The sequence below is a fragment of the Nostoc sp. genome, assembly GCF_036919555.1.
GTDB lineage: Bacteria > Cyanobacteriota > Cyanobacteriia > Cyanobacteriales > Nostocaceae > Nostoc.
Window position 1 is genome coordinate 66,449 of sequence record NZ_JBALCS010000014.1, and the last position, 17,833, is coordinate 84,281.

The window sequence follows — 17,833 nt, forward strand, 5'->3', positions numbered from 1 at the left end:
GACAGAATTGGTGGTAAGAAGCTAAATTTAGTCTGTAAACTCGTTAAACAAAGAAGAATTCTGATTCCTGAATTCTGATTCTTAAGACTCCAAAACTAGATTGTTCAACATGGTGTTCATCTTATTGACTGACTCGATATACTCTTTTTCTGGAATTGATTCAGCAACGATTCCAGCACCGGCGTTTAAGTGAAGACTGTTGCCATATTGGTAAACAGAACCAATAGCGAGCGATCGCAATATCTGCTGCACCACTACTATCTACCCAACCAATGCCACCTGCATAAATTCCTCTCGGCTCGTCTTCTAGACGAGCAATCCATTCTAGAGCTTGTTTTTTATCAATCCCAGAAACAGTAATTCCTGGAAACAAGACTTTCAAAGCATCCCATAAACTATTTTTTGGTAAGAGTTGACCACCTACTCTTGATGATAAGTGTTGTACGCATTGGTACTTCTTTACGTCCATGAAATCAAAAACTCGCACAGTTTCTGGTGAACAAAGTGAGGTAATCTCGTTTTGTGCTAACCAAGCAGAGAGTGAGTGTTCTTTTACTTCTTTAGCATCTGTAAACAGTTCACCTCTTAAGCGTGTATCTTCTTTTAAGCTTCCACACGGGGTCGAGTTGCCGCTAGGGGATTAGTCACCACGAACCCATCTTTATTTACTTGCATGAGAATCTCAAGACTAAAACCAACTGCCCGAATATCTCCGACATTTAGACAAAAAAAAACTCAGGTTCAACTACTGCCAAGTACCCCAAAAGGATTGTATAGAGAGAATTTCGAGTGAAAGTAGGCTAAGATACCAAATTTTTTATGTTGAAGTAAACTCTCAATTTAAATGGATTTTGGGAAGATACAGACTTGTCAGGGTTCTGAACTTGTATTACTATATTGAAAATAATTTGCAGTAAATTAGCTTTTTACTGTAAATTTAGTTGCATAAATATTGCTGTAACTAAGAACATAGTCAAAATAAATTTCAATAACCGATCGCGTCATCAAATACCAATCGAATGATGCGATCGCAATGATGTGGTTGAGTGTGAGTGAAAAATGAAACTAGAGCAATTTTTACAAAGTCTGTTACTCACAGGCTCTGTTGTTGTGTTGGTTATAACTCCTGTTAAGAGTGAGGAGGTACGAGGGATAAATCAGCGTCTGCGAATCAGTGAGGTAAATCTGCCGCCAAAGAGTATACAAAGGCTAGTACAGTCACCAACACCAAACGCACAACCTGCAAATGTTGTAGAAATTACAGCAATCAAAGTGAATCCCACCGACAAAGCTGTGGAGGTAATTTTAGAGACTCCTAAAGGGACGCAGTTGCAAGTTTTGCCAAAGAGTGAAGGCAACTCCTATATTGTTGATATTCCTAACGCCCAACTGCTCTTGCCTTCAGAAAATACATTCTGTCAAGACAACCCAGTTGTCGGTATCACTGCGGTAACGGTAACAAACCAAGATGCTACTACTATCCGAATGATGGTGGTTGGAGGGGCAGGTATACCAACTGTTGAGATATTTGATAGTCAGGAAGGTTTGATTTTTGGGTTTACATCAACTGTATCTTCCACACAGCAACCACAAACACCACAAACACCACAAGTACCAACAGCAAATCAGCCTGAGAAACCATCATCTGCAACTGATAAACCAATAGAAATAGTAGTGACAGGTGAGGAAGACGGATATCGAATTCCCAACGCCACGACTGCAACAGGGACTGACACTCCATTACAAAACATTCCCCAAGCAATTCAGGTAATTCCTCAACAGGTATTAAAGGATCAGCAGGTCACGAACCTTGACGAAGCAGTAAGAAATGTTAGTGGTGTTGTTGCTGATTCCTTTGAGGGTAGAGGATATCGATTTAATATTCGTGGTTTTGCAGGTGCGCCAGTTTTGCGAGATGGCTTTAGACCTTTTGGGTTGAGTGGCAATCAGGATAGTCAAGGTCAGAGTTTTGCAGAAATTGCCAATATCAATTGCATCGAAGTCCTGAAAGAACCAGCTTCAATTCTGTTTGGTCAAATTGAACCAGGAGGTGCAGTTAATGTGATCACCAAGAAGCCTTTGGAACAGCCTTTTTACGAGACAGAATTCCAAGTAGGAAGCGGTGGTTTAGTTCGTCCGCAAATAGATGTCTCTGGGCCACTAACCTCAGACAAAAGTGTACTCTACAGACTGAATGCACTGTATCTGCATGATGATACTTTTCGCAACTTTGACACTGATATTCAGCGATTCTTTGTTGCACCAGCCCTAACTTGGAAAATTGGCGACCCATTTACGGTAATTGGCTCAATTTCAATCACCTTTTGACACTCATGTGTGGCATTGAATCAAAAATCAACCTTTGGATGAAAATTGAGGAATATTGGTGAGAAAATTACAGCGATGCTCCTCTCTAAACACTTCTCAAAGTTCTTCTTGCTAGGCTCTCTGTATGTCTCGCAGATGATCCCATCTCATTTTTTTGAACTGGCTGTACCTGTGATTATGCGACAGCAGGGAATGTCTTTAGAATGCTATCGGTCTGTTTGGGCTGATTGTCCTCCCCTGGTTGCTAAAATTTCTCTGGTCTCCCCTGATTGATGGATTTAGTTTTGCTCGTTGGGGACACTACCGCTTTTGGATTCTTTGCTTTCAAAGTTTGCTGACTATGTGTGTGGTTGTTTGTGCTTTCCTGGATATACGTAGTAACTTCGCTGCGGTATTTATTTGTTTGTTGTTTATCTGTTTCTTTGCTGCTAGTCAAGATATTGCAACAGATGCTTTGGCAGTTAGCTTACTCGATAAGGATGAACGTGGCTTTGGCAATGGTATCCAGGGGGCTGGAAACAACCTCGGTAAAGGTTTAGGCGGTGGTGTCGGACTAATTCTTTTTCAGAAAATTGGCTGGAGACCTACTTTTTTGATTTTAGCTTTGTTAGTTGCACTGGCAGCCATTCCGACGATATTCCATCGAGAACGCACATTGCCTCGGTCAAAGAAAGCAAAACCAGACTTTCTCGGATGGATTCACTTTTGCCGCCGCCCCAGGATTTGGCGTTGGTTACTGCTGATGTTACTTTACATTATGGGCAGGAGCATGGCAGTAGGAATGCTACGGCCTCTGCTGGTTGATGTTGGTCTATCCATTGCAGATATTGGTTGGATAGTGGGCATTGTGGGTTTTAGTATGGGAACAGTTGCAGCGAGCATTGCTGGACTAATAATTGATCGCTTGGGAAGAAAACGCTCGCTGATTGCTTTTGGTTTAGTGAGTGCAATCGCTATTAGCAGTTATCCCTGTTCTGTCACTCTCCGGGTATTCTGAATAAAAGAATAAAAAAATAAAACCCTGAAAGGTAAGTAGGGCAATGGATGTAGAATTACAAATCTTGAAACATTTGGCTGTCTTATGCTCACCCAACAGTTACTACCATAGATGAATATTGTGCAGAGTATAAAGACCTGTTTAAAGAAGTAAGAAATTATGAATGATTCAAATATTTACATCTGGGAATAATGTCACAAATTAAAAGAAAATCATTGCCAGAGATAGCGAAACTTGTAAGTATAAACTCCGCACAATCATTACATCATTTTCTAGCCAATTCCGATTGGTCATTAGATAAATTAAAACAACGAAGATTAAATAAACTCAAAAAAGCACTAGATGGAAATGCGATGACAGTAGTAATAGATGAAACAGGAGATAGAAAAAAAGGTAAAAAGACTGCGGCAAGTGCAAGACAATATCTAAGAAGTGTGGGAAAAGTGGATAATGGTAACGTTTGCAGTCAATGCTTATGGAGTTTACTCGAATATAACATTTCCTTTAACTGTAAAAGTATTCAAACCGAAAGGGACACTAAAAGCCGAGGATAAATATAAAACTAAAATAGAGTTAGCATCAGAAATTATTACTCAATTAATTGAATCAGGCTTTAATATTAAATTAGTAATAGCAGATAGTTTATATGGTGAAAGTAGCCAATTTATTAGAAAACTAGCTGAATATAAATTAGATTATGTCGTAGCAATAAGAAGTAATCATGGAGTCTGGCTTCCAGCAGGGCAGAGCGTTAGGGCGAATAAGTGGTGTAAATTTAACAGAATATTTAGTAATGAAAAATCAGAAACTAGATATATTAGGGAAATAATTTATGGTAAAAAAAGAGCCATAACTTACTGGGAAATAACTACTGACCCAGAAACCATGCCAGATAATTCTACTTCTTTTGTGATGACAAATCTTCAAGGTAATCTCAAGAAAACTTTATTGAATTTATATGGATTAAGAACCTGGGTAGAATATGGTTTCCGACAGTGTAAACAGGAACTAGGTTGGACAGATTATCGTTTCACAAATTTTCAACATATTGAGAGATGGTGGAAAATTATTTTTTGTGTTTACACAATGATTAGTTTAAATTCTCCAGCCTTGTTAGGCTTAAATAAATCTCGTCAAATTGAAACTGAGGTACAAGAAAATAGTTCTGTTGATTTTTATAATCATCAACAATGGAACCATGAATGCGGATGGAAGAATACTTTAAATAATCTGCGTCTCATTGCCCAACCACTCTTACTATTTTGGTTGATTTATCCCTGAATACATATTTCCCCCAATTCTAATTTATTGCTGGGATTCAATCAATTAATTAGTGAAAGGAATCAATTTAAACACTGTTATGCTTCTGGATAATTTCACTTAGTTACTACTTGCTAACGTCGGAGAGTGACAGAAGAGGTATATATCGCCATGCCCGGAAAGAAAAGTCAGACCAAAAAACAGCCGCCAAGCAAGATGATCCGCGTCCCTGTTCCTTTAAAAGAGGTTGTACGCTTTTCTTCCCATTGACCTAAATAATACTACTTCACTTTGTTGATCTATCCTTCAATGAAAAGAGTGCCTTATTTTGCTTCATCTACATTTATTTAGAGACAGCCTCTTAACCATGTTCTACTTAACAAGTTCACAAAATATCCTTACGCTTCTGCACACAGAAGATCACAGTTAAATAAACTCTCGTATGTAAACACAAAATTAGCCAGTTTAAACTTAAATTAGACCATATTGTTGGTGTAACTATCTTCCCTCAATTACACCTATATTTGCAAAAGTGAGATGCTCCCGCATTGTTTATCCTATCGTTGCTGATAACCGTCACGAAAAACGAGGAGTTAAATATCAGGAACCAACTGTTTAGGTTACAAGATAATGAGAATTTATAAGAAGCTTGCCCACGCAATAAAATTTGTGGCTATATAGATAAAATCTGCTGCGTCTTAGGTTTAAAACTTATCTATTTGTAGATCAATCTTCCTTCGATTTGGCTATTAAGATTTTGATGATGGCTAAAATATTCTTCAAGAACATTCTGGCAGGATGTTGAAACTACCTTTGCGTTGTCTAATTTTGTCAATTCTTCAATTGTTATGCCTAGACTATGTAGTGAATTTTTGTAATGATATTCCTCTACACAGATAGTATATTGAGTATCGGCTTGTACGGGTTGTCCATCAATGCTCAAAGATTCAAGCTGATTTTGGGAATTACTATAAATTGCCTGAATACCTTTGCTGACCTGAAAACAACAACTTTCACCGGGTATTCTGTTTTCTAGTCTCATAATATGTGCGAATATCTTAGTAAGTTGTACGCCTGTAGCTTTAAGTTTATAAAGTACATCGTCGTAAGGAAAAACTTCTTTAATATCGCTGAGTGTAACTAGCGGTCCTAATTTTGTTCTTCGGATTGAACCACTTCCTATCAAAGTTACATCAAACATATCTAGTTGGTCAACAATATCAACGATTAAATTACCCAATTCTGTTTCTTCTTCACGCTTAGGATGGGTCAATTTACGTGCTAATCGTCCAATAAGTCGATTATATTTGCGATCGACTTCTTCTTGAAAAATCGTAATCAACTTTTCAATTTCTGGATCTGGTTCAGCCAAATTATTATCTACAGGCAAAAGTTGCCACTGCCATTCTACAATGCTGTTAGTATCGTCATCTACTACAATATCAAAGCGTCCAATTTGGTCTGTGCCAATTCCAGCTTGTGCGATCAGAATATTGTTAACTTGAGCAGGTTGTTCTAAAAATGTATGAGAGTGTCCGCCAATAATCATATCCACACCCCATTCCCGGTCTAACAATGCCGCTAGTTTTTTATCCTCTTCAAAACCAATGTGAGTGAGCAGAATTGTTAGATCAATGTCCTCGTTTTTATAAGCGTTGCAAATTTTGCCAACTTCTGAAGTAGCATCTTCAAGACTTACAAATGTACCAATACTGCTGTCACGTTTTAATGACTTGAGAACTTCTTCCGTTATAATCCCGATGAACATAATATCGAATCCATCGACATTCAGGATCAGATAGGGAGTCATCAAACGTTTGTTATACTTTTTAATATATAAATTGGCATTCACAATCGGGAAATTTGCCATCTTTTCTAAGAACAGTAAGTGAGGCAATCCATAATCCAATTCGTGATTCCCCAGAGTGACTACATCTGGAGCGAGGTAATTCATGATTTCTATAGTTGAAAGACCTTTATATTCCTTATCAATAAGAGAACCCTGAAGCATATCACCAGAAATCACAAAAAGCACGTTTTTCTCTGATTGGCGCACTTTATTAATATAGCCAGAAAGCAACGATACTCCACCAATCAGATGACCCTCTTCACCCCCAGCCTCTGCCAGAAAGTCTCCATGCATATCATTGGAATGCAAAATTGTGAACTTTTTAAACCGCTCTGTGGTCATCATCTTTTACCTTTGTAAAACTAATAAATTAATCTTCTTTTGATTTAAAAGTAGCAAGTGTATGCAAATTTAAACTGTTAGATATTGCTGTAAAAAGATGGAGTCATTTCATGGATTTTGTTGGAAAAATTCTGTTAGAACAGAGCTTCCCTATTAATCAGTTCTTGAATCCCGGCTCTTCCATCATTTCTTCCAGATTCCTGTAGCTCAATGGATATCGTAGATACCATCGCACACATAGCAGAATGATCTCAGATTGGAAATGACGCCATTTAAACGGTTCTTTGGGGTTCATTAGCGGGCTAACTTTGATACAGGACTATTGGCACAACCATATTTATACCAGACCAGCCCTACTTTTTGCAACACAACCAAAACTGACTCTAGCTTGAGAAAAGGAGTCTATCTTTTTACTTGATAATTTCTTCAAAGCCTTTTATCACAGTACTCTTATTTCTACTCTTTATGAAGATACCGTATTATGATAAGAGTCGCACCCATCTGATTTGGCATATCTTCACTGGCACGATAATCATTCAGTGTTCCACTCAGCATAAACGCCAAGATGAATGTTGCTGCTGCTAACAAAGAACCCATTTGACTATCGAACTTGCCAATCTTTCATTGCATCAAATGAGTTACCCATTTCGCTAAACAGAATAGCGTCGTCAGGGGAAGAACTTTGAGTAAGATTCCCCACCTTCCAAGATTAATAGTCATTGGATTTTTCCTTTACAGATTTGTAACCCTTATTCTTGTGATTAAGCAGGAATTTGTACTATTCACCAAATAAGGTAAAAGACAGATGAATTCAGTATTGATTTTGAGTTTTTAGTTGTTAATCAACTGACTTAGCTGACGATAGCAGGGAATAAAGTATTGCGCGATCGCATCGTCAACTTGCCAGAAGTCTTCATAACTATCGCCGGAGCAATAGCACCCCATAAATAGGAGCAACAAGGTTTGGAATGGAACATTAGATAAAGTATGTAAGCTAACGTCTGTAAACAGAGTATTGATCACGTTTTGCAGGTGAACCAAATTGGCAATTACATCGGCATAGATGCTGGTATTGCCTGTGATTGTGGGCAAACAGGTTAGCCAATACTCCTCAAAGAAAATCTGGTAAAGTTGGGCGATCGCTTGCTTCAAACTGACTCGCGCTTCTAGTGACTGGATAGACTCTCCCAACCTGCCCCACTCTGCCAGCAACTCTTGTTCTAAGATTGATTCTTCAAAGCTCGACAGCTTGACATCTAGCAACGGTTGCAGTACTCGCAAAAATAAAAAGTCTAAATCTGCAAATGCAAAATCCAGTTTCGTCGGGTTTTCTTTTAATGAGGAGGAACATGGAAGTTGTTCGCTCAATTCCGGTCGATCCCAAATGAATTTGAACTCTGCTACATCTGCAACCATTTCACCGATTAAATGGGTAAACATTAGCCCCAAGCGTTGCCGTACCTCTCCTTGAAAAAACAGCCTTGCCCGTTCTGGATCGACGGACACTTGTTCTCCCTGGCGCTGAAAAATTTCCCGGCAGGTCAACGGACCATAATCGGTATAGGCAGTCTCAGCCGGTCGTAGCGGATCGCTACAGCTTGCCAATATCTGATAGTCGCCCCGAAACTGAGTCAATATGGACTGCCAGTTATGTCCCCAGATGTCATGCAGCAAATACTTTTCAGCATCTTTCGTAGCTAGAATACTCACTGAATGACTAAGAGTTTGGAGAATTTGCGATTGGCTTAAATCAGTTGCTTGAGCTAGACGAGCGCTCCAAGCAGCATCAATGCTTGCTGGGTCGCTAAAGCTAAACGAGGGAAAGTGACGGAATTGTTCAAACTTAAAGTTACCAAGGGATTCTAAAAACTGTTGGATTTGATCGCGTTCAATTTCTGATAGCTGTTCCCACAACGCTGAATCACGCAGTTGATTGTCAGAATAATCAATACAAAAGTAAATCTGAGTCTCTGTGAACAGAACTGCGATCGCCTCAACTGGAATGGGAATGTCTCCAAATAAATGTTGAAATAAAACTAGTGGTGCAGCAGGCGGCGCACTTTTTAAGTTCGGTAGTAAACCGACATTCGTCAGGGCTGCCTGAACAATCTGCTTTTGCTCAAGGACTTTACGATCAACCGTCTGCAACAGTGTTGTCATTTGTTCCTGAACTTCAGTTGCCAGCTGAAACTGCTGGCAGAGTTGAGGAATGGCAAATGTGAATGACTCAGCTGGTGTCGCTTCAACTTTGTACTGACTCAATGTCAAAGATGATACGGTTCCTTGCCAAACTGCACCCCCCACCTCGTAGTAGTGCTTGAGTAAGGCGATCGCTTCCGAAAACGCTTGACGGACATTGACTGGGATAGTTTCTACTGGACAATCCTCACGACAAATTGGATGGGCAAATCCTTGTAATGTTGCTTGTAATTCATAAAGCCGTTGCTGCCATCGCTGTTGTGAATGAACATCCCCACTGGCATTTGTTAGATGACGAGCAACTTGGAAAGCTTCAGCCATCAGAGTACGCTGTGCAGCATCAAGCGTTGGTTTGGGTTGTAAGTATAGAGCTAATCATGGTGCAAGTGTGAATTGTATCTAATGTGAATAGAGAGTTGAAAACATGACAATTTATACCAGTTCTTACGAATTACGAATTACGAATTACAAATTAGTATTCTCGCTCTGAACAGTGATAGTTGCGTTTGATTCTATTACTTCGGTGGCGCTGTGCTTGAGGTATCGCACAACCTCTTCATAAATTTGGCTGCTGACGCGATCGCCCCGACGACCATTTTCTAGCCTGATATCATCAACAAAGAAATTCAAGTTGAACTGAACGTAAGTTATCGCGTCACTATTTTCGATTCCTTTGATTAAAACTTGTGGCTCCTGCCACTTTTGTCGGGGTTCTTTAAACCGTTCTCGCAACCATCGGTTCAGTTCCATCACGTAGTCATCTAATCGGGTTTCTTCACTTTGAGGATTAGAAATCTTTTGGTACAAACGCTGCACTCTCCGCTTTAACAAATTGATTTTGCGTTCCCATTCTTCGGAAATAATGCTGGTATCATTATCTAAAAGATGAAAATCACGAATGTAGATGCGATACCAATTTCGGATCAGTTCAATCAAGCTGTCTTTAGAACGATTTTCTTGAAGTGTAAAAACTGAGCGATTGTGGTATATTTCGGTGACAACTTCTAAACCGATGGCGCTTAAAATTTCTCGATACTCTTGTTGCACATTCTCAATTTCCTCCTTGGTCATGCCACCTTTTTCAGCAAACTGCAAGGTGACGACAAGTGCCTCAAGTGCAGGTGTAATTTCTTCTAGTTTAAAGTTCACTTCCTGTTCGGCAAGCAAACGCAATTTGCCAATTTTCTGTTGTTTTTCTAATCCTTCTAACTGATAGTAGCAATCGATCTGTGCTAATTTCTGGTCAATATCACCTAGAGTACGATTGCTAAGAAGGAACTTATTCAAACATGGAATTCTTTAGGCAACTGATTTTCTATTTGGCATTTGCTTCACTTGGATTCACGATTACAGAGATTTATCTACGCCCAAACAAGCTTTGGAAGCGCAAGCATGATAAAGCGGTTGCTGAGAGCATTTCGATTACGGCGATATTAGTTAGTATGATACCAAGTAACCTATTCACATTAAATTATCTATTTGCTGGCCAGTGGCAGGGATTTATTCAAGAGGCTTAGGGTATAAGTAGGTAGGCAAAAAAATTTATAGGTATAGCAGTGGACAAAGCCGTTAGGACAATTGGGCGATAGACGCCTTCAACAAGCGTACATTGTGAATTGATTGTTGTCCTAAGCTTCCTGTCCGTTGCTATACAACCCAGCCGAGTTAAGTATCAAACTCATAACCATGCATTCCAGTAAAGGGCTAGAGTTCCCAGTGGTGCTTATTCCTGGTATTGGTTATATGCCTGACCAGTACGGACACGGCACACCAGAAGAAAAGGCGCGGCTATTGTATGTGGCAATGACACGGGCTATAGAGCAACTAATTCTGACTAGCGTAGGCGCAGCCCGCCGGAGGCATCGCTCCTCAGCATTTACCAGTCGTTTGGAGACAGTATTGGGTAAAATGGCGGCCAAAGTAATTTGATTGTGTTCACCCCTCATTGTTAGACGAAAAGTTGAGGATGCGTAGTTTACCAATCGTGTTCAAGCCTAAAAATAAGCAATTTAACCAAGATAAGGGTATTGTGGCGGTTTAATTTTCAATAATTCTGTCCAGTATTGTATAGCATTATGTTTGGTGGTTTCTGTGTCACGCGATTTATGAACTCTGCCTATTTCTATCAAAAAGTATGTCAGTTTAATAGCAGTAAGTAGGTTAATTAATCCCACCGCTTTCAAATGTTGTAAAAATAAGTGAATAATGACTTGTAATTTCTGTCTGTGACGAAAATACATCCACCATTTCATTTGATGTATGGCGATACTGGTTTGATAACCTAATATTGTTTCTACTTGAGTTAATTTATCTTTAACTTGATGATAAAACTGCATTTCTTTGTCAAAATCACTTGCTTTCTGGGCATTAGCAGCATCATCAGCTAATTGATAAGCCTAAGTAATTAACTTACCTGCCGTTTCTGCCTGCTGTTGAGTATAACCAAGTTTCATATATATGGTAGCTGCTGCTGATGCCAATTCTGTAAACTCCTCAGCATCATGTAACCAATATATTTGTGCTTGTAATTCCCCTAGTGTGGCTGCTAAAGTTTCATTCATGTTAAATCTAAGTTTTTCTCTAAGGCAATGTCGTAGTCATTGACCACAGCAGTCAGGGCAAACGCATCTAAATTATACTTGCTCACGACCAAGGCTAAGAACTAACGACAAAATCAGGATTTCTCGTTTGGTTTGGTTTAAGAGACTCAAAGCGATGCCTGCGGCGGGCTACGCCAACGCCTAAATCTCTTGGCTGCCCAATGGGACATACCCTCCCAAAAACTGGAAAGGCAAGCACCTGCCTCTTTTTGCTCCCACTCCAGAACTGCTCAAGTGGTGGAAAGCATCAGCCCAGGATGCTAAATGCGGGATGAATTGGCAGTTGAAACCATTGATAACTCGTTCTAAATTTAACGAAATCATCCCATGATTCAGTAACGCCTAAAAGATTATTTACTTCTTTACAGATGTTAGTTTTAATGGATACAATGGCTCAGAACCATTTAATTGCCAAATTCTAAATACTAATACAGAAGCTACAGTTAACCATATACAAGATAATGATAAAATCATTCCAGCTACAGGATTAGTTTGCCAATAAATTGCTGTTACTACTACAGCAGATAACCAAGGGCCTAAAATAACTACAGGAACAGCAGTGCCTAATCTGCGTTCTACAGTAAAAATCGTATTCCAAGTATCCCCCAAAGCCAGATGTACTACAAACAAAATTAAAGGCAGCACTAAAAATTGGCGGTTCATTTGCTGCCAAACTAATACAGAAGAAACTACTCGCAAAACGGCTATTATCATCCAAACTATGGGAAATGCTAAAGGTGGAGGCGACCATCTTGGTCTAATTACTTGGTCATAGGTCTGACGAGAACGGGTATTATCTAACAGAGAAAACATTCGCGAACGGATACTTAATACAGCAAAAAATAATCCTGTCAAAAATGTACTAACCCAACTGGGAATAGAAGAATTATTATCAATCAACATCACTAATTTCTCCATCCCAATCAAAACGACAATCATCGTTAATATTTGTAGGATAGTGCCTAGCTTATAAACCTCTGACTTACCGTACTTTGCTGGACGAGTCATTTTTGCAGGAGAACATACCGCTCCCGTTGAATATTGTGGCTATATGGAGGGAGCCATTCGCAGTGGACAACGAGCAGCAGCGCAAATTTCAGCTTTCGTGATTACATGAAACGCAGATTTTTCACACTTTTTTACAGTTCATTACAGCAAACATTTAAAAGCCAAGGAATATATGCTCAGAAACTTTTTCAAGCGTTCGCGAGTAGCGTCTCGTAGAGAGGAAAACCCAAGAGCGACACCGGACAGCCCGTCGTAGACATCGCCTTTCAGCATTTACCAGCCGCCTGGAGGCAGTATTAGGTAAAGTTAATTGGTAGGTGCATCGCTCATAATTCTTAGAGGAAACTTCGAGCGATGCCTGCGGCGGGCTACGCCTACGCAACTAGCAAATGAGAGAACCCAGTCGTAGCGATCGCACCCCATGTTGATCATGTCGTTAATTCCAAATACATTAGCAACCTTCATAGCTCTTTTCCCAATCGCCAATCCAATCGGTGCAGTTCCAGTTTTTTACAGTTTAACAGCGAGGGAAACATCATCTGAGCGTCATCAGCAGGCAAAACAAACTGCCACAAATGTCGTTTTAGTTTTAGCTGTGTTTTTAGTCACTGGCAGATGGATACTAGAATTTTTTGGAATCTCACTAAATGTGTTGCGAGTGGCAGGCGGATTACTTGTTACTCATACAGCGTGGGAAATGGTTACAGTTCGTCAACGACTAACTCCATCAGAAAATGATGAGGCTATAAATAAAGAGGATATTTCTTTTACACCAATGGCAATCCCATTGGTCAGTGGCCCTGGAGCAATTGGGGTAGTAACGAGTTTATCGATTAGCTTTAATGATTGGGTAGACTATCTAGAATCTTTAGTGGGAATTGTTTTAATCGGGATTAGCCTTTACCTGTGCCTCGTCTTAGGAGAGCCACTGATTAACAGGTTAGGAAAAAATGGTGTAGGAGCCTTAAATCGAGTTTTTGGTTTTTTCATCCTCGCAATTGGTGTAGGGTTTATTTCTGATGGTTCTATTTCCTTATTGAAAGATGCATTCCATATTCAAGTAAAATAATCTACAAAAAAGCCCGGTTATGACATAACTGGGCTTTTAGCTATCTCAATCAATTATTGGAGGTAGAGTATTTGATCATAACCAATTAGGCAGCAGGTTGTTCTAGATTAACCTTGACAACTTTGTTCTTTTCCTGCTCGGACTTGGGCAGTGTCAGGTTCAAGATACCGTCTTTATAATCTGCGGTGACATTGGTATTTTGAACCTTAGCAGATAGAGGAATTACACGTTGGAATTTACCATAGTAGAATTCACTCTTGGTAGTGCCATTCTTTTCGGTTTTATTTTCAGACTTGCGCTCACCGCTAATGTGAACAGCATCTTCAGTGACTATACTATTGCTTTTAATAACGCTAAACTAATTCGTGAGCGTCAATTGCATGAACAGCAGGTTCGTGAACAAAAGGCTCGTGAATTGCGTGAACGCCAAGCTCATGAACAAAAAGCTCGTGAATTGCGTGAGCGCCAAGCTCGTCTTCATCACTAAAATTTGAATTTTTACTCGCTCTGCGATCGCCCCGTATTCCCATCACCCTATCTCCTGTAAGATAGGATGAAATTTTGTATTCTGTCCTTGAACTTTCCCCATCGCCTGCCAAGGCCATAGAGCGCTATCGCTTTCCTCTTATCTTGAAAATCGAGTGATGCCTATTATGTTCCTGGACGAGAGCGAATACGATCGGGTATATGATGGCGATCGCCTAATATTTCTAACAAAGGGCCGTTAACGTCAAATTTAACCATACTTACCGACGCGACCAAAATATTTACCCGATAGCGATAGCGTCCCAAATCAATTCCCAGTAAACTGCAAAGCAGAATCCGAATCGTGGCTTTATGGGAAACTACTAAAACATTACCTTGAAGATGTTTTTCTTGAATTTCAGCAATCACAGGCATAGAACGGTTAGCAATATCTACCGCAGTTTCTCCACCTAGTGGTGCATTCCAAGCGGGTTCTGTCAACCATTTTACATAGTTTTGGGCGTAATTCTCTTGGACAAACGATTTACTCAAAGTTTCCCAAGAGCCGTAACTACCTTCTCTAAGTCCGTCACGCAACTGCATATCCATACCGATAGCATCACAAAATGGCTTGGCAGTTGCAATTGTGCGCTTCATCGGGCTAACATAAACAGCCTCCCACAACAAGCTTTGATAAACATCGGCAAAACCGGATGCCATCTGCATCCCCTCTGTTGTCAACTGGGCATCAGTTTCACCGCAGAAATTACCACTTTGACTAAAAGTAGTTTCTCCATGTCGCAGTAAATATAAATTGAGTGTCATAGCTTGTATTGCGATTGGGATAAAGGATTTGTGCAAAAATAAAATACCATCAATCTCGCAATTGAGTCTGTGACACCAAGACAAAGTAATCAACCAAAAAAGTCAATCAACTACAAACTTAGCATTTACCGTAGGCATCGCTCCCTCCAATTGTTACAAAAAAGCTTGGTCATCTCATAACCAAGCTCTTAGCTATCTAAATCTTTTATTATCGGTAGAATATTTCATCACAACCAATTAGGCAGCAGGTTGTTCTAGATTAACCTTGACAACTTTGTTCTTTTCTTGCTCGGACTTGGGCAGTGTCAGGTTCAAAATACCGTCTTTATAATCTGCGGTGACATTGGTATTTTGAACCTTAGCAGATAGAGGAATTACACGTTGGAATTTACCATAGTAGAATTCACTCTTGGTAGTGCCATTGTTTTCGGTTTTAGCTTCAGACTTGCGCTCACCGCTAATGTGAACAGCATCTTCAGTGACTTGAATATCTAGGTCTTTAGCGTCTAGTCCTGGTAGTTCTAGCAAAAGAAGAATCGCATCATCAGTTTCGTGCAACTCAGCAGCCGGAACTCTGATAAAGTTTTTTTCCAACCGTCCAGATGGTACTCTGGTATCTCCAAGTAAGCCATTGATGTGACGTTCTAAAGTGTTCAATTCTTGCCAGGGGTTGTAACGACGAACTAGCATATTAATTTATCCCTTGTACCAATAGTAGTTTTTTGCTCAATCAACTGAGGATTTAATTCCTTGCTTTGATTACCATATTATTGAGAAGTAACAAGCTTGTGAATTCGGTTCTTATCACCAAATAATTGATGATTACCGCACAAGTTTAGGCAGTAAAAAAGATTACGGTTAACTCGAATTTTTCGGTTCGGTAAACCCTGCCACCGCTTGTTAGAGCGGCACGTCTCCCCCAGATACAAAATCAGACCAGCCGCAGAGTCAATGATGAAATACAGACACGCATCGCCGGGGCTATCTGCTGGCATCCTCCAAAACGAGAGCGATGCCTACGGCGGGCTACGCCTACGCACCTGTAACTGCAACGATCAATCCGGTCTGGGTCGCAGTGGTTGGGTGCAAGGTCAAATAACGTCGTCTGCTCAGGTGGTTTGTTCTCCCTTACCCGTTGCTGATAGTCCAAAATCTGCGCTTTCCACTTCAGCAGAGCATCAGCACTCATCACCAGCGCCTCTGTCAAAAGTGCTGGTGTGAGGGTTAAATCTGAGAATAGGTTTAGCTGATTAGGTTCCAAGGGTATTACGGGGAGCGTGCCGACTAGCTGATTATCCGCCAGAACTGACAAATTAAGAGCATTTGCATTTGGTGTCGCCAGAATAAGGAAAATGGTAGAGTTAAGAGCGATCGCTACGCTAAAAATGTTTTTAAGATAGGGCTGACCAAAAAGATAAAGCTCAAGAAAAAAACCGCCTTGAACAGCTTCAAGAAGAACAAGGCAACACTGATTCTAAATATTCTGGCGGTGCTGGCGCTTCTGGCGGCAATTCGGGTGCAGGTAAATCTGGCACATCAAAAATTTCTGCTACTGGTACACCTGATGATATCGAAAAAATTGATCAGGATCAGGAGTAAAACTGACTCCGACGAGTCAAGGTTTAACTGAGTAACTCAACTCAATAATGGTGGATTGAATACCTTATTATTCAGTCCACCATTACGATCACAACGCGAGCGTCAGAAGGCGCACTTTAAAGTTAAGTAATGTTTGTAGTTTGCGTTGATTAATTTTCTGGTAAAATGAAACAGATCCGGCTTAAATTATTGTACTAACTACCCCAATAGGAATTATTTTGAGAAAGTTCTTTAATGAGATAAATGCTGCTACAACCATTACTGTAAAATGAAAGAAGGGTTCTATGAGAGAAACAATAAAACCTTTTAAAAAAATCGCTATATTTGATATTTTATCAGGAGATAATTCCGAAATAATTTATTCTGAGAAATCAAAACTTGCTGCTCAAGTTACTAAATGGGTAAACAGAGCTATCAGCAACGGTGCAGATTCGTGTTATATAAGATTATATGAGGCAAATAGAGAAAATATAGATATAATTCTTGAGAATCTATCCTACAAAGAATTGCAAATTATTTTACCATTTTCTCTAAATTATAAATCTTCTTTAGTTAGTGCTTTTCATTTTAGAGAAAAAGACCAAATTAAAATGCCAGAGGCAAAAAGCAATAGTATACTGTTTGGAAAATCATGTCACTCATTAAAATCTATAAAAGAGGCAGAGTATGAGGGATTAGACTATGTATTTTTTTCACCGATTTTTGCGACCCCAACTCATCCAGAAGCAAAAGGTATTGGTCTAGATATGCTCACTCAAGCTTGTAAATCAACACAAATGAAAGTTTTTGCTCTTGGGGGAATTAACGAAAACAATTATCAAAAATGTCTTGATGCTGGTGCGTCTGGTATTGCAGCAATTAGTATGTTTAAAAAATAAAATATTTTTCCTATCCGAATTTTATTAAACATGAAATATTGCTGATGTTTTGGTAATAATCTGTTGTGTTCAGCTTGCCAAGGACACTAACGACAGACTCGACAAGATTTTAGCTGAGTTAGATGATGAAACTTAAATAAAACTTAATTGCGTAGTTTACCGCCGTAGGCATCGCCCTTCATTTATAGGCGATCGCACCCACCCGCTATTTATCACTATTAACCCAACTGATACCTGCAACTCTAGCAGCTTCAGGAGTATAAAAAATCTGCTGGGAGCCATACACAGAACTATCGGGACTATAGCAACCGCCAAGGTGCTTAGGACGTAAAATGTAAGACGTGCTCAATGGCATCTCGTAAACAATCAAACTGCGCTAGTTTTTTGCGGATTCGACTTTTTAACCAAGACCAG

Annotated in this window: 19 protein-coding genes and 3 pseudogenes; 8 read left to right on the forward strand and 14 right to left on the reverse strand. The window is 39.7% G+C overall.

Going from position 1 to position 17,833, the window contains the following annotated elements:
* Positions 1-81: 81 nt before the first annotated feature.
* Positions 82-225 carry a hypothetical protein gene (locus tag V7K36_RS05895; RefSeq protein ID WP_335114019.1) on the reverse strand — a complete coding sequence of 48 codons (144 nt, stop codon included), beginning with the start codon at positions 223-225 and terminating at the stop codon, positions 82-84.
* On the reverse strand, positions 161-577 hold the full coding sequence (locus tag V7K36_RS05900) for a chorismate-binding protein (RefSeq protein WP_335114021.1): 417 nt from the start codon (positions 575-577) through the stop codon (positions 161-163). The genes V7K36_RS05895 and V7K36_RS05900 overlap by 65 nt, the downstream gene beginning before the upstream one ends.
* Positions 578-1,059: 482 nt before the next feature.
* On the opposite strand from V7K36_RS05900, the gene V7K36_RS05905 reads away from it, so the two are divergent.
* The 3 genes and pseudogenes from V7K36_RS05905 (at position 1,060) to V7K36_RS05915 (ending at position 4,699) form a co-directional block, all read left to right on the forward strand.
* Positions 1,060-2,328 (forward strand): TonB-dependent receptor plug domain-containing protein, encoded by a 1,269-nt coding sequence (locus V7K36_RS05905; protein WP_335113989.1) that lies wholly within the window; start codon positions 1,060-1,062, stop codon positions 2,326-2,328.
* A 214-nt stretch (positions 2,329-2,542) separates the two neighbouring features.
* On the forward strand, positions 2,543-3,325 hold the full coding sequence (locus tag V7K36_RS05910) for an MFS transporter (RefSeq protein WP_335114023.1): 783 nt from the start codon (positions 2,543-2,545) through the stop codon (positions 3,323-3,325).
* A gap of 43 nt (positions 3,326-3,368) precedes the next feature.
* A pseudogene (locus V7K36_RS05915) lies at positions 3,369-4,699 on the forward strand (IS701 family transposase).
* Between the two features lie 601 nt (positions 4,700-5,300).
* On the opposite strand, the gene V7K36_RS05920 reads toward V7K36_RS05915, so the two are convergent.
* The 4 genes and pseudogenes from V7K36_RS05920 to V7K36_RS05935 all read right to left on the reverse strand — a co-directional run bounded on the left by V7K36_RS05920 (position 5,301) and on the right by V7K36_RS05935 (position 10,262).
* Positions 5,301-6,779 (reverse strand): bifunctional metallophosphatase/5'-nucleotidase, encoded by a 1,479-nt coding sequence (locus V7K36_RS05920; protein WP_335113991.1) that lies wholly within the window; start codon positions 6,777-6,779, stop codon positions 5,301-5,303.
* Positions 6,780-6,945: 166 nt separating this feature from the next.
* A pseudogene (locus V7K36_RS05925) lies at positions 6,946-7,071 on the reverse strand (IS6 family transposase); the annotation flags it as partial.
* 536 nt (positions 7,072-7,607) lie between these two features.
* The gene (locus V7K36_RS05930) at positions 7,608-9,296 is read right to left on the reverse strand and encodes a hypothetical protein (RefSeq protein ID WP_335113993.1); all 1,689 of its coding nucleotides are present in this window, start codon (positions 9,294-9,296) and stop codon (positions 7,608-7,610) included.
* A gap of 144 nt (positions 9,297-9,440) precedes the next feature.
* Positions 9,441-10,262 (reverse strand): hypothetical protein, encoded by an 822-nt coding sequence (locus tag V7K36_RS05935; RefSeq protein WP_335113995.1) that lies wholly within the window; start codon positions 10,260-10,262, stop codon positions 9,441-9,443.
* A gap of 357 nt (positions 10,263-10,619) precedes the next feature.
* Here V7K36_RS05935 and V7K36_RS05940 point away from each other — a divergent pair, with 357 nt between their 5' ends.
* Complete coding sequence (locus V7K36_RS05940) at positions 10,620-10,904, forward strand: 3'-5' exonuclease (RefSeq protein ID WP_335113997.1); 285 nt, start codon at positions 10,620-10,622, stop codon at positions 10,902-10,904.
* 80 nt (positions 10,905-10,984) lie between these two features.
* Here the strand turns inward: V7K36_RS05940 and V7K36_RS05945 are convergent, their stop codons facing one another.
* The 3 genes from V7K36_RS05945 to V7K36_RS05955 all read right to left on the reverse strand — a co-directional run bounded on the left by V7K36_RS05945 (position 10,985) and on the right by V7K36_RS05955 (position 12,583).
* On the reverse strand, positions 10,985-11,311 hold the full coding sequence (locus tag V7K36_RS05945; RefSeq protein WP_335113999.1) for a hypothetical protein: 327 nt from the start codon (positions 11,309-11,311) through the stop codon (positions 10,985-10,987).
* A gap of 60 nt (positions 11,312-11,371) precedes the next feature.
* Positions 11,372-11,536 (reverse strand): hypothetical protein, encoded by a 165-nt coding sequence (locus V7K36_RS05950; RefSeq protein ID WP_335114001.1) that lies wholly within the window; start codon positions 11,534-11,536, stop codon positions 11,372-11,374.
* A 393-nt stretch (positions 11,537-11,929) separates the two neighbouring features.
* Entirely contained in the window at positions 11,930-12,583 is a 654-nt protein-coding gene (locus tag V7K36_RS05955) for a TspO/MBR family protein (RefSeq protein WP_335114003.1), read from the reverse strand.
* Between V7K36_RS05955 and V7K36_RS05960 the strand changes: the two genes are divergently transcribed.
* Positions 12,582-12,692 carry an FAD-dependent oxidoreductase gene (locus V7K36_RS05960; RefSeq protein WP_335114025.1) on the forward strand — a complete coding sequence of 37 codons (111 nt, stop codon included), beginning with the start codon at positions 12,582-12,584 and terminating at the stop codon, positions 12,690-12,692. The genes V7K36_RS05955 and V7K36_RS05960 overlap by 2 nt on opposite strands.
* A 197-nt stretch (positions 12,693-12,889) precedes the next feature.
* Here the strand turns inward: V7K36_RS05960 and V7K36_RS05965 are convergent, their stop codons facing one another.
* Positions 12,890-13,015: a hypothetical protein gene (locus tag V7K36_RS05965; protein ID WP_335114005.1), complete on the reverse strand. Its 126-nt coding sequence runs from the start codon at positions 13,013-13,015 to the stop codon at positions 12,890-12,892.
* Here V7K36_RS05965 and V7K36_RS05970 point away from each other — a divergent pair.
* The gene (locus V7K36_RS05970) at positions 13,014-13,652 is read left to right on the forward strand and encodes a MarC family protein (protein ID WP_335114007.1); all 639 of its coding nucleotides are present in this window, start codon (positions 13,014-13,016) and stop codon (positions 13,650-13,652) included. The genes V7K36_RS05965 and V7K36_RS05970 overlap by 2 nt on opposite strands.
* Before the next feature lie 85 nt (positions 13,653-13,737).
* Here V7K36_RS05970 and V7K36_RS05975 read toward each other — a convergent pair.
* A pseudogene (locus V7K36_RS05975) lies at positions 13,738-13,983 on the reverse strand (Hsp20/alpha crystallin family protein); the annotation flags it as partial.
* On the opposite strand from V7K36_RS05975, the gene V7K36_RS05980 reads away from it, so the two are divergent.
* Positions 13,882-14,139: a hypothetical protein gene (locus V7K36_RS05980; RefSeq protein ID WP_335114009.1), complete on the forward strand. Its 258-nt coding sequence runs from the start codon at positions 13,882-13,884 to the stop codon at positions 14,137-14,139. The pseudogene V7K36_RS05975 and the gene V7K36_RS05980 overlap by 102 nt on opposite strands.
* 164 nt (positions 14,140-14,303) lie before the next feature.
* Here the strand turns inward: V7K36_RS05980 and V7K36_RS05985 are convergent, their stop codons facing one another.
* The 3 genes from V7K36_RS05985 to V7K36_RS05995 form a co-directional block, all read right to left on the reverse strand.
* Positions 14,304-14,942 (reverse strand): histidine phosphatase family protein, encoded by a 639-nt coding sequence (locus tag V7K36_RS05985; protein ID WP_335114011.1) that lies wholly within the window; start codon positions 14,940-14,942, stop codon positions 14,304-14,306.
* Positions 14,943-15,179: 237 nt separating this feature from the next.
* The gene (locus V7K36_RS05990; protein ID WP_335114013.1) at positions 15,180-15,632 is read right to left on the reverse strand and encodes an Hsp20/alpha crystallin family protein; all 453 of its coding nucleotides are present in this window, start codon (positions 15,630-15,632) and stop codon (positions 15,180-15,182) included.
* A gap of 241 nt (positions 15,633-15,873) precedes the next feature.
* Complete coding sequence (locus tag V7K36_RS05995; protein WP_335114015.1) at positions 15,874-16,254, reverse strand: hypothetical protein; 381 nt, start codon at positions 16,252-16,254, stop codon at positions 15,874-15,876.
* 571 nt (positions 16,255-16,825) lie between these two features.
* Here V7K36_RS05995 and V7K36_RS06000 point away from each other — a divergent pair.
* Complete coding sequence (locus V7K36_RS06000; protein ID WP_335114017.1) at positions 16,826-17,419, forward strand: thiamine phosphate synthase; 594 nt, start codon at positions 16,826-16,828, stop codon at positions 17,417-17,419.
* Positions 17,420-17,833 lie beyond the last annotated feature (414 nt).